The sequence below is a fragment of the Alkalibacillus flavidus genome (genome assembly GCF_040545925.1).
Lineage (GTDB): Bacteria > Bacillota > Bacilli > Bacillales > Alkalibacillaceae > Alkalibacillus > Alkalibacillus flavidus.
On sequence record NZ_JBEPMX010000001.1, the window covers coordinates 366,296 to 381,078 of the forward strand.

17 protein-coding genes and 1 other RNA gene are annotated in these 14,783 nt (G+C 39.1%); 3 read left to right on the top strand and 15 right to left on the bottom strand.

The annotated features are described in order from the left end of the window. Positions 1-26: 26 nt before the first annotated feature. Complete coding sequence (locus ABID56_RS01870) at positions 27-227, top strand: cold-shock protein (RefSeq protein ID WP_354218799.1); 201 nt, start codon at positions 27-29, stop codon at positions 225-227. A gap of 56 nt (positions 228-283) precedes the next feature. Here ABID56_RS01870 and ABID56_RS01875 read toward each other — a convergent pair whose 3' ends face one another. The 11 genes from ABID56_RS01875 to ABID56_RS01925 all read right to left on the bottom strand — a co-directional run bounded on the left by ABID56_RS01875 (position 284) and on the right by ABID56_RS01925 (position 7,530). Then, on the bottom strand, positions 284-1,120 hold the full coding sequence (locus ABID56_RS01875) for a sulfurtransferase (protein ID WP_354218801.1): 837 nt from the start codon (positions 1,118-1,120) through the stop codon (positions 284-286). 15 nt (positions 1,121-1,135) lie between these two features. After that, positions 1,136-1,648, bottom strand: a complete 513-nt coding sequence (locus tag ABID56_RS01880) for an isoprenylcysteine carboxyl methyltransferase family protein (protein WP_354218802.1) — start codon at positions 1,646-1,648, stop codon at positions 1,136-1,138. A gap of 2 nt (positions 1,649-1,650) precedes the next feature. Continuing rightward, positions 1,651-2,700 carry a type III polyketide synthase gene (locus ABID56_RS01885; RefSeq protein WP_354218804.1) on the bottom strand — a complete coding sequence of 350 codons (1,050 nt, stop codon included), beginning with the start codon at positions 2,698-2,700 and terminating at the stop codon, positions 1,651-1,653. Positions 2,701-2,803: 103 nt separating this feature from the next. Continuing rightward, positions 2,804-3,934, bottom strand: coding sequence for a THUMP domain-containing class I SAM-dependent RNA methyltransferase (locus ABID56_RS01890; protein WP_354218805.1), 1,131 nt, complete (start codon positions 3,932-3,934; stop codon positions 2,804-2,806). A gap of 75 nt (positions 3,935-4,009) precedes the next feature. Then, an RNA gene (gene rnpB / locus ABID56_RS01895) (RNase P RNA component class B) lies at positions 4,010-4,391 on the bottom strand. Positions 4,392-4,473: 82 nt separating this feature from the next. Further along, entirely contained in the window at positions 4,474-4,773 is a 300-nt protein-coding gene (gene gpsB / locus ABID56_RS01900) for a cell division regulator GpsB (protein WP_354218806.1), read from the bottom strand. A 27-nt stretch (positions 4,774-4,800) separates the two neighbouring features. Continuing rightward, the gene (locus ABID56_RS01905; RefSeq protein WP_354218807.1) at positions 4,801-5,355 is read right to left on the bottom strand and encodes an SLOG family protein; all 555 of its coding nucleotides are present in this window, start codon (positions 5,353-5,355) and stop codon (positions 4,801-4,803) included. Between the two features lie 104 nt (positions 5,356-5,459). Beyond that, a complete protein-coding gene (locus ABID56_RS01910; RefSeq protein ID WP_354218989.1) occupies positions 5,460-5,903 on the bottom strand; it encodes a cytidine deaminase in 444 nt (147 codons plus the stop codon). 15 nt (positions 5,904-5,918) lie between these two features. Then, complete coding sequence (locus ABID56_RS01915; RefSeq protein ID WP_354218808.1) at positions 5,919-6,278, bottom strand: DUF1798 family protein; 360 nt, start codon at positions 6,276-6,278, stop codon at positions 5,919-5,921. A 50-nt stretch (positions 6,279-6,328) separates the two neighbouring features. Beyond that, a complete protein-coding gene (locus tag ABID56_RS01920; RefSeq protein WP_354218809.1) occupies positions 6,329-6,466 on the bottom strand; it encodes a hypothetical protein in 138 nt (45 codons plus the stop codon). 101 nt (positions 6,467-6,567) lie between these two features. Next, positions 6,568-7,530 (bottom strand): DUF2515 family protein, encoded by a 963-nt coding sequence (locus ABID56_RS01925; protein ID WP_354218811.1) that lies wholly within the window; start codon positions 7,528-7,530, stop codon positions 6,568-6,570. 92 nt (positions 7,531-7,622) lie between these two features. Here ABID56_RS01925 and recU point away from each other — a divergent pair, with 92 nt between their 5' ends. Together recU and ABID56_RS01935 are read left to right on the top strand one after the other, a co-directional pair. Next, the gene (recU, locus tag ABID56_RS01930) at positions 7,623-8,246 is read left to right on the top strand and encodes a Holliday junction resolvase RecU (RefSeq protein WP_354218813.1); all 624 of its coding nucleotides are present in this window, start codon (positions 7,623-7,625) and stop codon (positions 8,244-8,246) included. Beyond that, positions 8,243-10,846: a PBP1A family penicillin-binding protein gene (locus ABID56_RS01935; RefSeq protein ID WP_354218814.1), complete on the top strand. Its 2,604-nt coding sequence runs from the start codon at positions 8,243-8,245 to the stop codon at positions 10,844-10,846. Before recU ends, ABID56_RS01935 begins: the two co-directional genes overlap by 4 nt. Before the next feature lie 49 nt (positions 10,847-10,895). Here ABID56_RS01935 and nth read toward each other — a convergent pair whose 3' ends face one another. The 4 genes from nth to ABID56_RS01955 form a co-directional block, all read right to left on the bottom strand. Next, positions 10,896-11,549, bottom strand: coding sequence for an endonuclease III (nth, locus tag ABID56_RS01940; RefSeq protein ID WP_354218815.1), 654 nt, complete (start codon positions 11,547-11,549; stop codon positions 10,896-10,898). A 14-nt stretch (positions 11,550-11,563) separates the two neighbouring features. Continuing rightward, a complete protein-coding gene (locus ABID56_RS01945; protein WP_354218816.1) occupies positions 11,564-12,223 on the bottom strand; it encodes a DnaD domain-containing protein in 660 nt (219 codons plus the stop codon). Between the two features lie 64 nt (positions 12,224-12,287). Continuing rightward, positions 12,288-13,580: an asparagine--tRNA ligase gene (gene asnS / locus ABID56_RS01950; protein ID WP_354218817.1), complete on the bottom strand. Its 1,293-nt coding sequence runs from the start codon at positions 13,578-13,580 to the stop codon at positions 12,288-12,290. A 12-nt stretch (positions 13,581-13,592) separates the two neighbouring features. Beyond that, positions 13,593-14,774, bottom strand: coding sequence for a pyridoxal phosphate-dependent aminotransferase (locus ABID56_RS01955; RefSeq protein ID WP_354218818.1), 1,182 nt, complete (start codon positions 14,772-14,774; stop codon positions 13,593-13,595). Between the last annotated feature and the right edge of the window lie 9 nt (positions 14,775-14,783).

Below are 14,783 nucleotides of genomic sequence, written 5' to 3' on the forward strand. Positions count from 1 at the left end.
GGTAAGTTTTTAGGAGGCTTTTTAAAATGCAAAACGGTACAGTAAAATGGTTTAACGCAGAGAAAGGTTATGGTTTCATCCAAGTAGAAGGTGGCGACGACGTATTCGTACACTACTCTGCAATTAATCAAGATGGTTTCAAAACATTAGACGAAGGTCAAGACGTTGAATTCGAAATTGTCGAAGGCGACCGTGGCCCACAAGCAGCTAACGTTAACAAAAAATAAATGAAACGTCATATATTTTCGGCAATCATTCTACGGAATGATTGCCGTTTTTTCGTTTAGACAGGTTCATCACCTGTTGCAACGACATTTTGATTATTAGAAATCCAATCGCTAAAACTGCCGACATATAATTGTACATGATCAAATCCGGCTTCCCATAACGCTATAACGTTCGAAGCTGCCGTTACACCCGACCCGCAATACACGACGATCTTATCAACATCAGTTAAATCGCTAAAATGTTGTTGCAATGCCTGTTGATCTTTAAAGTACCCTTGATCAAACAATAACATCCAATCGAACGAACGAGCCGATGGGATATGTCCTGCTTTCAAGTCAATGGGTTCGTGATCGCCGATATAACGCTCGTAACTTCTTGAATCAATTAAGGCGACGCGATCATCTTGAATATAACGTTGAACATCGTCTTGTGTAGCGATCATACGATCATTTAACGACCAAGATTGTAGGTTTTTAACGGCATCTTGACTTGGGGGTTCTGATGTTAAATGAAAACCAGCTTCTTCCCATGCAGCAAATCCACCATTTAAAATAAATACATCCTCATGCCCGATCGCTTTTAACATCCAAGCAAATCGTGAAGCAAATGCATGTTGATTGTCATAAGCAATAACAGTTGTCTTATCTGTTATGCCTTTTGACAATAATAGTTGCTTGAATTGTTCCATATCAGGTAGCGGGTGACGTCCACCTGTTGAGTAAACCTCTCCACTTAAATCGCGTTCCAAATCCATATAAACCGCATTAGGCAAATGTGCTTCATCATACCATTTCCGACCTTGATCAGGCTGTTTTAAGTCAAAACGACAGTCTACAAATACAACATCTTCATTTTGACTTTTTCGCTTGGCTTCTTCCACAGAAATAATCATCGTATCCCCTCCCTTTTACTTCTTATCATACAAGGTTAACGCTTCATTTTCTAATGGAATTCGTTTAGACATAAAAAATAAATGGCCCATCGGAAACAAAATAGCTGTGACATATGCCTCGAACAACAATGGAATGACGATCAATTCAGCTAACACAATCCAATAATTCGGGTGATCTATATAACGAAAAAGCCCTCGCTTAATCCTATCAGCAGATGTTGGATTGACAACCACTTTCGTATTCCAGTGACGTCCTAATGTCATTAAGACATGAAAGCGCAAAAGCTGTAACACAATAAAAACAGTCAGCCAAATATCAGAGGTGTTGGCTGACCATTGATGAGCGATAAACGATTCAACGATAAGACTTGCTAAAAAACCTGTGTGCAATAACACCACGAAAGTGTAATACGGATCATCAACCGTGATTCCCCCGCGTTTTTGTTGAAAACGTTCGTTTAATTTCGCCCAAACGACCTCGAACAGTCTTAATACGATTAAGAAAACGACAACAATTAGATATACCATCCTTATTCAACCTCCAACAACACAAGCTCTGATGCAAAGCCTGGTCCAAGTGCTGTGAGTATTCCTTGTTGTGACTGTTTTAACGTATTAACCATTGCCCTTAATACAAATAAGACCGTCGCTGATGACATATTACCGTATTGACGTAGTACTTCTCTTGCATGATTGATCGACGAGTCAAACGAGGTTATGCGTTGAATTTCATCTAATATTTTTCGGCCTCCAGGATGAATCATCGCAAAATCTAATTGATCTACCGACGTATGTTGTGCAGATAAGCAATCTGTTACATGTTGCTGCCAAAACGATGATACGATTGATGGAATACGACGAGAAAACACAACATGAAAACCATTATCCTCTATATTCCATCCCATAATATCCATTGAATCTGGTAATATGTTGGAATCTGTAGCGCGAATTTTTAGTTTTGGTGACGGTATTCTATTTAATTGGAGGTGTTCATCTCCCATAAGTAATACAGCTGCTGCACCATCACTAAAAATAGCAGACCCAACAATATCTTTAATCGTTATATTTTGAGGATGAAAGGCTGTTGAAGCGAGTTCGCAACACACGAGCAACACCGCTTGATCAGGATGTGCTGTTAAATAGTCATACGCTCTTGATAATCCTGCAGCACCACCAGCACATCCAAGTCCAAACAATGGCATGCGCTTAAGACTTGGTGAGAGATGAAGTCGATTCATAAGATTAACATCTAATGATGGCGTCAACACACCTGTACTCGTGACGGTGATGATAGCATTTAAATTTAAATCGTCCCAGCCTGCCAAACAATGTTCGACAGCTTTCACCGCTAACACCACCCCTTCTGACTCAAATAACGTCTGACGGTCTTTAAAACCATGGTCTTCTGTTAACCATTCCCGGTCAGCTGCAAAATAACGATGATCAATTCCTGACTCATCAAACACACTTAAGTACTTGGTTAATGAATCACTCACAAATGGACGAATAAACTGTTTTGCTTCAGGTTGACTCAATGTATACTGCGGTAAACTTGTCCCGATCGAAGCGATAGTAGACACCATAACACCTACTTTTTTAGTTATAGTGTCTCCCGATTAGTCAATCGTATGTAGATTAAAAACGAAAAAACGCCACTTAAACATTAAGTGACGTTTCCAACATTTATTTTTGTCCGAAGAATTGATAGTAATCTGTTTTAATAAAGCCGTTAAATAATTTCCTTTTTTTCGATGCTTGGACGCCGTAGTGTTTTTCGAAATTTTCATGCGACGTTAACATATAGACGCTCCATTTCGGAAAGTCTTTCATAATACCACCCAACGCACGGTAAATGGATTCTACTTCATCGCGGTCACTCATCCGTTCACCATATGGTGGATTACCTACGACATACCCCACATCAGACTTCGGTTTAAAATCTTTCACGTTCATCTGCTTCCACTCAATTAAATCAGCTAGTCCAGCTTCCATCGCGTTATTCGTTGCCATTTCAATGGCTCTATGGTCAATGTCAGACCCTGTAATAGCGAGTGGTTGATCATAATTAGCTAAATCTTCTGCTTCTTCCATCGCATCATCCCAAATTGAAGCGGGCAGGAAATCCCACTCTTCTGCTGCAAATTCACGGTTAAATCCTGGTGCAATATTTTGACCAATTAAGGCAGCTTCAATCGGAATTGTCCCAGAACCTGTGAACGGATCCACAAACGGTTTATCAGGTGTCCAATTCGTCAATTTAATGAGTGATGCTGCTAACGTCTCTTTCAGTGGCGCTTCCCCTTGCTCATGACGATAGCCTCGTTTATGTAACCCTGCTCCTGTTGTATCGATTGAAAGAGTCACGTGATCTTTTAATATCGCGACTTCAATTTTATATCTCACACCCGATTCACTTAAACGTGAATGAATATGGTATTGATCTTGCATTCGCGACACAATCGATTTTTTGACAATTGATTGGCAATCTGGAACAGAATAAAGTTTAGATTTATGTGATTTACCAACAACGTGAATAAAAGCATCTTCAGGCAACCAATCTTCCCATGGCAACGCCTTAGTTTGTTCGAATAATTCATCAAAACTATAAGCGTTAAATGACCCGATATGTAACTTGATGCGATCAGCAGTTCTTAACCATAAATTTGTCCTTGCAATGCCAGCAAAATCGGATTTGAAGATAACTTTACCGTTTTCAGTTTGTAAATCATGATAACCTAAGTCTTGGAGTTCTTGTTTTACTAATCCTTCTAAACCCATTGCCGCTGTTGCAATAAGTGTTAATGGTTGTGTCACGATATGTCATTCCTTTCACGTTCATTACTTAACTTATGTCATAAATAAAGGCATAAGTAGGGTGACCGATTAATATCTTGTAAGCCATGTTCTGTCCTATCGTACTGCAAACGGTGGTCAACCTCGTACTCCAGGCGTAATCATCTATCTACAAGCAATTGCTTGTCTTCTTGCTAAGTTGAGTTCCTCGCAAGAAGTGCCCCTACCATTGTTTGGGTTGCTCACTCGTGGGGTTTACCGCGTTCCACCTTGATTGTTTCCAATCAAGCTCGTCTCTGTGGCACGTTAAAGGGATTGTAGCCCTATCCTCTGACGTAGGCTACGTCCCTGCCGTAAGTGACCGAATCGGTAACTCCCTTGACTTATGATTTCGTCAAGCACGAACACTACTAGCATCTCAGCCAGTGTGAGCATGGACTTTCCTCTCAAGTGTTAACTTGAGCGATTACACCAATATTAATACACCCTACTTATGCCCGAACTTTAAATTATAGCATAACTTTGCACATTTAGCGAGATGATTCATTTTCCATACTCACTTATTCTGTACGCCCTCGTCCGAAAACCGCTTTTTCTAAATTAGATAAACGTTGCAACACATCAGCGTTTACTTGCGATCGACTTTGACTCGGTGCTGATTCATGTTGATTCGTTGAGCTTGACGCTTGTTTTAATCTTTCCATTTCTTCTTTCAATCGTTTTATTTCTTTTTCAAAATAATCATAATCTTGAATGACGACGTCTAAAAACTCATCTACTTCATCTTGATTATAGCCTCGCATGGACGTTTTGAATTCTTTGTCTAAAATACCTTGATTGGTTAAATGTGGTTTATTCATATACTAGTCATCCCCCTCAGTACTAACCTATTCTAATTGACTGGATTCTTGCATATCTAGCGCAATATCTTCTAAATCAAACGCATTAATTTGACTGATCTGATATGCCTCTTGCTCTTGATATTGTTCGGCCATTTGATAAAAAAATCGTGGCGTGCCACCATACTCCTCTTCATAAACGATTAAACAGCCGTCTGTTTTCTGTAACAACCAACGATCTCTCGTTTTATATTGTTCAGGGCTTTGATAGCTGGCTTGGCTTAACGGTTGAGAAAAATCTGCTTGAAGTAACATGGTTTGATATTTTTGTTGTTTCTCTTCATTCCATACCTGATCTTGCGATTGAAATGGTGGTATGACGGCTATTTTGATGGTATATTCTTCTTTTAACTGTTGCACAACATCAAAGGCCCACATTTCAACGCCTGGTTGGCCAGAGATAACAACCCATTCTAGTCCTTCCTCAATCAGAGGTTGTAACCGTCGTTTAATCGCTTCTTGAATAACGGGTATTTTGTCATCTTCTTCATTAAATATATTCAATTCGTGCGGTTTATAACCTGTAATCGCTATAGATTTCATAAGCCTAGTATATCAAAAAAAGTCAATGGAACAAATCTTTATCAACATAAAAATCCGAACTGACAACTCAGTTCGGATTTTAAGTATAAGTCTATATCGATTGTTTATGAGCTTTGCCCAGATTCTAAATCTTCTGGTGTGAAGGAAAAAGGTAGTAATTCCCCTACTGTTGTCTCTTTAATCTCTAAATCTTTGTTCGTAATATAAACGGGCATATTGGGATCAAAGAATTCGCTCATTACCTGACGACACGCACCACATGGTGGTACAGGGCGATCTGTGTTCGCAATAACAGCTAATGCATTAAAATCGCGTTCCCCTTCTGAAATCGCCTTGAAAATTGCAACACGTTCAGCACAACATGTAACAGGGTATGATGCGTTTTCAATATTACACCCTTGATACACGTCACCGTTTTTCGTTAATAACGCCGCACCAACTGGAAACTTCGAGTACGGAACAAACGCTTGACTTAACATTGCTTGTGCTGAATGGACTAATTGTTGTTTTTCCATTTTATCTCTCCTCTTTGATAAGCTACTCCAAATAATATGTCATGACCTTTATTGGTCTGTTACATGTGCATCATTTAAGATGAGATCTAAATTATACATGACAGACTGATACAGTTCCATAAACCGCTTTTTGCGTACGTCATGGAAATAACTATGAAGAATCATAATTTCTAAATTATCTTTCGTATTTTTAATTTGATTAGGGAATAACGGAATACGGTGCACAACAGCATTGGCATCATCTTCCCATTGTTCAATTTGCTCAAATTGCGATAACGATTCATCTTTTACTTGATAAAATTCATCGTAAATTTTTCGATTAAATTTATAACCATCTTCATAACGTTTTAAGCAATCTTCTAAAAGTTGAAATCTTAGTTGTTTTGTTAATTCGATGAACGAGTCCATAACGACCACCTTTCTTACTCTAATGTACCATGATTGAAAGCGTTTTTCTATTATTTGGTCGTATTTTTCTGATATCTTTCTGAAGCTATTTCCACTGCTAACTGATCTAATGATTCTTCCAAACGATCAAGTGATGCTAATAATGATGTTGTAGCCACATAAACCGTCTCTTCAATTTTTGCGTTCATCTGCATTCACCCCTCTCCTATGCTTGTTAATTCAAGAAAGGCACATTTAACTCCTTTGCATACGACGAACGCTGTTATACTTAGACAAAACTAGAAAAAGACTATCTTTTTTTGACAACGTTTTTGACTGTTGATGCGACCGCTCCGACTTCAAATAACACATGACGTTTTCGCATGAAATCACGATGAAATAATTGGATATTAGGTAACGAAGGTTCTTTAAACCATCGATTTTTGATCCTTGTTTGGTAAGACCAATCGGAGAACGACTCACTCAATTCGTGTTCAACCCTTTCATACACGTTCCGCAATGGTGGCGCTGAATGAGGTGGTCCATTAAGCATAAACTGTTCGTACTCCTCTCGACTCCCAGTGACTTGGACTTCATTTATAAAATCATGAAATAATGGATGTAAATAAGGATAATACAATAGTTGCGCTAATTGTTTACCGATTTTGATTCGGTTGTGTACGCGTTGAAATGGTGGAATAAATAAGCCATATAACTTTCCGCACAATGTTGGGATGACGACAGCATTTAAATGCAAAATGGATTGTAAATAATATGGCATGCGCTGAAATACTTTGCGTTGATAAGGGTTATGCTTCACAATAGGTTTTTGAATGAGTTGTTGTTCATTAATAATTTGCGCAATCATCAATCGATCTTGGTCACCTGTTTGATAAAAACGGTACCACTCTCGTTCCATAAATGTAGAGATACCGAAATATTTAAATAGAAAAAATAACGGTTTACCTTGCTGTTTTGATCGTTCATAAATTAGTAGCTGCGGGTAAGCATCTCGGAAAATAAACCAATTAATACTCTCATAAGTTAGAAATAAAGCTTTCCGTTGTGGGTCCGTTAATATCGTTTTAAAACTCGGTAGTTCTAAATCTGTCATATTCCACCCCGCATTACGTGAGACGATATGAGCTAATAGTGACCATTTAATTTCAGGATTTTGCTGAAAGTAATGATTATACGCCAACGTTCTCGCTATATTATCTCGATTATGTAAAAACGTTTGTTCGCGTATATCATGAATTAGTAATGAATTCATCCAATCATTCCTTTGGTATTAGAACTTATTCACAGTATATCCAAATCTTTTTCGTTTAAAATTTGGTATAATAAGTTTAAGGAGGCATTCGATTGAGGTATCCAAAAGGTAGTCGTCGCAAACCATCGTCAAACTCAATACAACCGAAACAGAATAAACATCAAACAAAAGATGCACACGCTAACCGAGGTATGACCCTCGAAAAAGATATTAATGAAACGAATCATTATTATCTAGAGTCCGAACAAGCTGTTATTCATAAGAAGCCGACGCCAGTTCAAGTTGTCAATGTCGATTACCCGAAACGAAGCGCGGCTGTTATAAAAGAAGCCTATTACCAAAAGCCTTCAACAACAGACTTTAACGGACTTTATCGCGGCTATCATATCGACTTTGAAGCGAAAGAAACGAAAAATAAACAATCAATTCCTTTAAGCAATATTCATGATCACCAAGTTGAGCACATGAAACGAATCGATAAGCACGGTGGCATTACGTTTTTCATTATTCGTTTTTCTAAAATGGAAACAACGTATTTATTACCGTTACAACCGTTTTTAAAAATGTGGGAAGCACAACAAAACGGTGGTCGCAAATCGATACCACACGACTATATTGCTGAGAATGGATATGTAATTCCATTTCGCTTGCAGGCCAAAGTCGATTATTTAAAAGTCGTTGATGACGTTTTTATTAACGGAGGAGAAATAACATGAGTGAAGATGTAAAAAGCCGAAAAGCTAATAAACAAAAGAAAAAACAAGGCAAAAAAATAAACTGGAAAAAAGTCTTTATAACCTTATTTATTATCGGATTTATCACGTTAATCGTTGGTGCTGGCGTCGTATACTCGTATATAAGTGACGCTCCAGAGATTAGTGAAGAAAAATTAGAAGTTCCAGCGAGTACGAGTGTGCTCGACCGGGAAGGCAACGAGATTGCTAATTTAGCGACTGAAAACCGTGAAGTCATTAATTACGACGATGTATCGACTGTATTAGAAGATGCTGTTATCGCAGCTGAGGACGCTCGATTCTATGAACACAACGGGATTGACTTACGTCGAATTGGCGCAGCAGTGATTGCTAACGTAACAGATGGATTCGGTTCTCAAGGAGCTAGTACGATTACACAACAAGTAATCGAGAACTTTCTACTTTCTAGTGAAAAACAAATAAAGCTTAAAGTTCAAGAACAATATTTAGCGATGAAATTAGAGCAAGATTATTCTAAAGAACAAATTTTAATGATGTATTTAAACAAAATTTATTATGGTAACGGAATCTATGGTGTCCAAAAAGCATCCGAAGTCTATTTCGGTAAAGAAGACTTGCACAATTTAACATTAGCTGAAGCGGCGATGCTTGCAGGTATCCCGAACAGACCGAATGCTTTTAACCCGATTGATAATCCTGAATTAGCAGAAGAACGCCGCAATACAGTGTTAAATTTAATGGTCCATCACGACAAAATTACCGAACAAGAAGCTGAGGAAGCGAAACAAGTCAAAGTTTCGAATATGGTCCAAGCCAATTACGAAACCGATTTACAATATCCTTCATTCGTCGAAACGGTTTACTCAGAAGCGGAATCGCTCATCGACAATGATAATTTAAATATTTATACAGCAGGGTTAACGATTCATACGACGTTAGATCAAGATGCGCAAAAGCAAGTCGAACATTTATTAGGTAGTGACAGCCCTGTTAATTTCCCTGAAAACCAAGACGCAGGAATCGTTGCTTTAGATACTCAAACCGGTCAAGTGTTAGCGATCGGTGGTGGTCGTAACAAAGAAGGCTTCCGAACCCATAACAATGCGACTGATATTGGCCGCGGTCCTGGTTCATCCATTAAGCCAATCGTGAGTTATGGTCCTGTTATTGATCAGAAACAATTCTCAACGTATCATCAGTATAATGACAGTCAATCTGAAGCTTACTACTCTTGGACCGAAAGTGGACAAGCATTTGAAAACTACGGTCGATATCACGGGTGGGTGACGATGCGCCAAGCGTTGTACGATTCATTAAATGTGCCAGCTGTTATTAACGTCCGCGAAAATCTGAACAAAGAACAAGCTGGTGAATTTGCTAGAAGCCTAGGCATTTCATCGATTGAAGGTGCTGTGACCGAATCGATGCCACTCGGTGGAGTTAACGATGTACAAACGAACCCATACGAGATGGCTGGAGCTTACGCCGCCTTTGGTAACGAAGGCATGTATAATGAACCGCATACGATTACGAAGATTGAATTTCCAGACGGTCGTACCGTTGAGCCTGACCGTGAGAGCGTCCCTGTCATGGAAGATTATACAGCGTATATGATTTCAGATATGTTAAAAGACGTTGTCAATCAAGGAACAGCTAGCAGTTTAAACCTAGGCAATCTACCTGTTGCAGCGAAAACAGGTACAACCAATAAAGATGTCGACGGTTGGATCACAGGTTATACGACAAATTTCAGTGTTTCCGTGTGGACCGGGTATGAAAATAATGATCCTAACGCTGATACTGGAGTGCGTTTCCCATTATTTGAAAACATGATGCAACACTTATCAGAAGGGGTTGAAACGTCTGACTTCGTTCAACCAGACTCCGTTGTCGAACGGGAAGTTGAAAAAGGAACGCGACCAGCTAAGCTTCCGAGCGATTATACACCTGAAAGCGAGATTATTACTGAACTATTCGTCGAAAGCAATTTACCGACTGAGACGTCAGACGAATATGAACGTATAGATCCAGTGGAGTCGCTCGATCTTATTTTCAATGAAGAAAACGAAAGCATCGATGCAACATGGTCGCACCCATCAGATGATGACTCCATTCGTTTCTCTCTTACAGTGACGTCATCTGGAGAAGAAGTTGTGTCCGAACAGGATTATGCTGATTTAGCTTATGTTTATAATGATATTGAACCTGGTCAGTCTTATACATTTGAAGTAACAGCTTACAATCCTGAAAATGAAGATAATGAGAGCGAACCAACATCAGCAACGATCGAAATTCCTGGAGAAGACTCTGATTTCTGGGAAGACTTCTTCGGTGATGATAGTGATAACGATGGTTCAGAAGATGATAATCAAAACGATTCAAATAACGATAATGACGATAATAATAATGACAACAATGACAACTCAAATAATAATGATGATGGAACAACCGACGATGAACAGAGCAATACTGATCAAGACAACACGTCGGATGACAGCAACCAACAAGATTCCACAGATGATCAATCAAGCGATTCATCAACGAATACAGACCAATCCGACGATTCAACAGAAACGGACGATCAACAAAACAATAACTAATACAAAAAGCAGGATGTCTCCTCAGTTTCGAGACATCCTGCTTTCTTATTTATGATTCTAATTTTTTCATTCGTTTTTGCCCTTCACGACAAACACTGAGTAATGGGCAATCTGGGCAGTTTGGAGTTTTCGCTTGGCAATGATAGCGGCCAAAGAAAATCATACGATGATGTGTTGCGCTCCACTCCTCTTCCGGCACTTTACGCATCAAGGTTTTTTCCACTTCTAAAACAGAATCTTTCCAACGGCAGATTCCTAAACGTTTAGAGACACGTTCAACATGTGTATCGACTGCAATAGCCGGTTGACCAAATGCGACTGACATAACAACGTTCGCTGTTTTCCGACCAACCCCTGCTAGGTTCACTAATGAATCGTAGTCACTCGGTACTTCTCCGTCGTATTTTTCGATTAAATCAGCACATAGTTTGCGAATATTTTTCGCTTTATTTCGATATAAGCCAATTCGTTTAATGTCATGTTGCAATTCTTCTAACGAGACGTTCACGTAATCTTCCGGCGTTTTATATTTGGCAAATAAATCGGGTGTGACTTTGTTGACTAAAGCATCTGTAGCCTGTGCGGATAAAACAACAGCGATAAGCAATTCTAATTCATTGTTATGATTCAATTCACAATCTGCATCAGGATACATGTCCTGTAGGGTATCCAACACAAAACGAATATCTTTTTTGGTTAACACCAGCCTCTCCTCCTCTACTCTTCTAACCAATTATAATAAACGGATGTATCTCGCTTTTCCTTCGGTGCTTGCTGTACTTGCTGTGATGCTGTTTCTTGTTTAACATCTTGAGTTGAGCGAATACCTTTTTTCTTCCATTCGTTTAGGATCCGGTCAATATAACGAAAGTTTAATTTCCCCATTAAAACAGCTTCACGTAGCGCAGCTTTAATAAGTGGCGGCTTGAATTGATCTTCATCTAACCAATGACTGACGGTATCAATTTCTATCGGCGATAACGTTCTAGCGAATTCTTGTTCAAATAGTTGAAATAATTTTCCTTCTTCTTCTTTTGTAGACGTCTCCTCTTGTTCATACAATCGGTTAAATAAAGGCGATAAGGAATACCATTCTTGGTCTTGGTTTGATTCGTCTTTTACTTGTTCAATATGTAACAGTGATTGATTGCGTAATTTTTTTAAGACATTAGATACTTCATTGGCATTCAATGTCATGGAGTGAGCAATCTGGTCAAAGGTCGGCAATAAAATGCCAGATTGTTGTAAATGTAATATATGCAAAACAACGACGAGATCAGTTTCATTTAATGAAAGTGATTGATAATCTGATAGCAGCTGACTTGGGATGCTGATTTGATTCGCTAATAGTTTTTGATACGAAAAAGGTATATCCAACGTGTTCACCCTTTCATGAACGGAATAGAAAAGATGACTCACCATATGAGTCATCTTTTATTGCTTATGGGTATAAACGGTTTAATAAGCGTGGGAATGGAATCGTTTCACGAATATGCTCGATACCTGTAATCCATGCGACCGTACGCTCTAAACCTAATCCGAAACCGGAGTGAGGCACTGAGCCATATTGGCGTAATTGTAAATACCATTCATAAGCAGGACCTTCTAAATCATGCTCTTTATAGCGTTGTGCCATTAGTTCGTAATCATCAATACGCTCAGAGCCTCCAATAATTTCACCATAGCCTTCTGGTGCAATTAAGTCAGCGCATAACGCGACATCTGGATTGTCTGGATCCGGCTTCATGTAGAACGCTTTAATCTCAAGTGGAAAATGCGTAATAAAGACTGGTTTATCAAATGATTCAGCGATCGCCGTCTCATGTGGTGCGCCAAAATCGTCGCCCCAATCAATATCATCAAACCCTTGATCTTTAAGCAATTGAATCGCATCCGTATACGTGATACGCGGGAATGGAGCTGTGATTTTTTCTAACTGTGTTTTATCTCGTTCTAATGTATCCAATTCAATTGAACAATTGTTTAAAACGGATTGCACGACAAACGCCACATATTCTTCTTGCATTTGTAAGCTTTCTTCATGATCCATGAATGCCATTTCTGGTTCAATCATCCAAAATTCGATTAAGTGGCGACGTGTTTTCGACTTTTCAGCTCGGAATGTTGGACCAAATGAAAATACTCGGCCTAATGCCATCGCAGCTGCTTCCATATACAACTGACCACTTTGTGATAAATAAGCGTCTTCATCAAAATATTTCGTATGGAAGAGTTCAGTCGTTCCTTCTGCAGAAGCCCCTGTTAAAATCGGTGGATCTACTTTCACAAACCCTTCTTGATTGAAGAATTCATACGTTGAACGAATGATTTCATTACGGATACGCATAATCGCGTGTTGTTTCTGACTACGTAACCATAAATGGCGATGGTCCATCAAAAATTCAGTGCCGTGTTCTTTCGGTGTGATGGGATAATCAACAGCTTCTTGAATCAACTCAAGGTCTGTCACTTGTAGTTCATAGCCAAGCGGACTACGGCTATCTTCAACAACCGTACCTGTTACATACAATGATGACTCTTGTGTGATGTTTTTAGACAGCTCAAACGCTTCTTCTGAGACTGCCGCTTTAGCGACGACCCCTTGAATAAAGCCAGACCCATCACGTAATTGTAAAAATGATATTTTACCGCTCGATCGTTTATTATGTAACCATGCACCGATCGTGACGGTTTCGTTAAGATGTTTGTGTACATTTGCTATAGTTGTTTTCACGATGCTTTCCTCCTATCGATACTTTTCGACAAATCGTTTTAATCGTGTCGCTGCTTCTTCGAGTTGATCTAATGACGTGGCATAAGATAATCTCACATTGTTCTCAGCTCCAAAACCGGAACCAGGTACAATTGCTAATTTTTCTTCTTCTAACAATCGCTTCACCCACTCATCGACTGAATCAAATGGTGATTGATCGACAATCTGACGGACATTCGGGAACAAATAGAACGCGCCATCTGGTTTGACACACGTTAAACCAGGTATGTCCAATAACCAATTATACAACGATTCCAGACGATGTTCAAAAGCTTGATTCATTTTGTGAACCTCAGTTTCATCATGCGTGTAAGCAGCAATTGCTGCATGTTGTGAGATTGACGTTGGATTTGATGTCGCATGCGATGCTAAGTTAGACATAGCTTGAATGATTTGTTTTTGACCAGCTGCATAACCAATGCGCCAACCTGTCATGGCATGTGATTTACTTACACCATTGATGACGACTGTTTGTTGTTGTAATTCTGGTGATAATTGTGCCATAGAGACATGCTTTTTATTACCATAAATTAATTTTTCGTAAATTTCGTCAGAGACAATCAATAAGTTATGTTTAAGTGCAACGTCACCTAAAGCCTTTAATTCGTCTTCAGTATACAACACACCAGTCGGATTACTAGGCGAATTAATGATAACAGCTTTCGTTACATCTGTAATCGATTCCTCTAATTGTTCTGGTGTCATTTTAAATTGATTGGATTCGTCAGTGTTAACGAAAACAGGTTGACCTTCAGCTAACTTAACTTGTTCAGGGTAGCTCACCCAATAGGGAGTCGGGATAATCACTTCATCCCCACGATTCAACAAAACTTGAAACAATGCATATAAAGCATGTTTTGCACCAGTTGTCACGACGATTTGTTCTTGTTCATAATCTAATTGTTGATCTCTTGAGAACTTATCGATAATAGCTTGCTTTAATTCAGGCAATCCGCCAGCAGGTGTATAAGTTGTTTTCCCTTCATCCATTGCTCGCTTCGCTGCTTCTAAAATATACGATGGCGTATTAAAATCTGGCTCACCTGCTCCTAAACCAACAACATCATGACCATCTGCTTTAAGTGCTTTTGCCTTTGATGTGATCGCTAATGTACTTGACGGTGTTAATGATTTCACTCGATCAGCAAGTTCCATATGTATCGC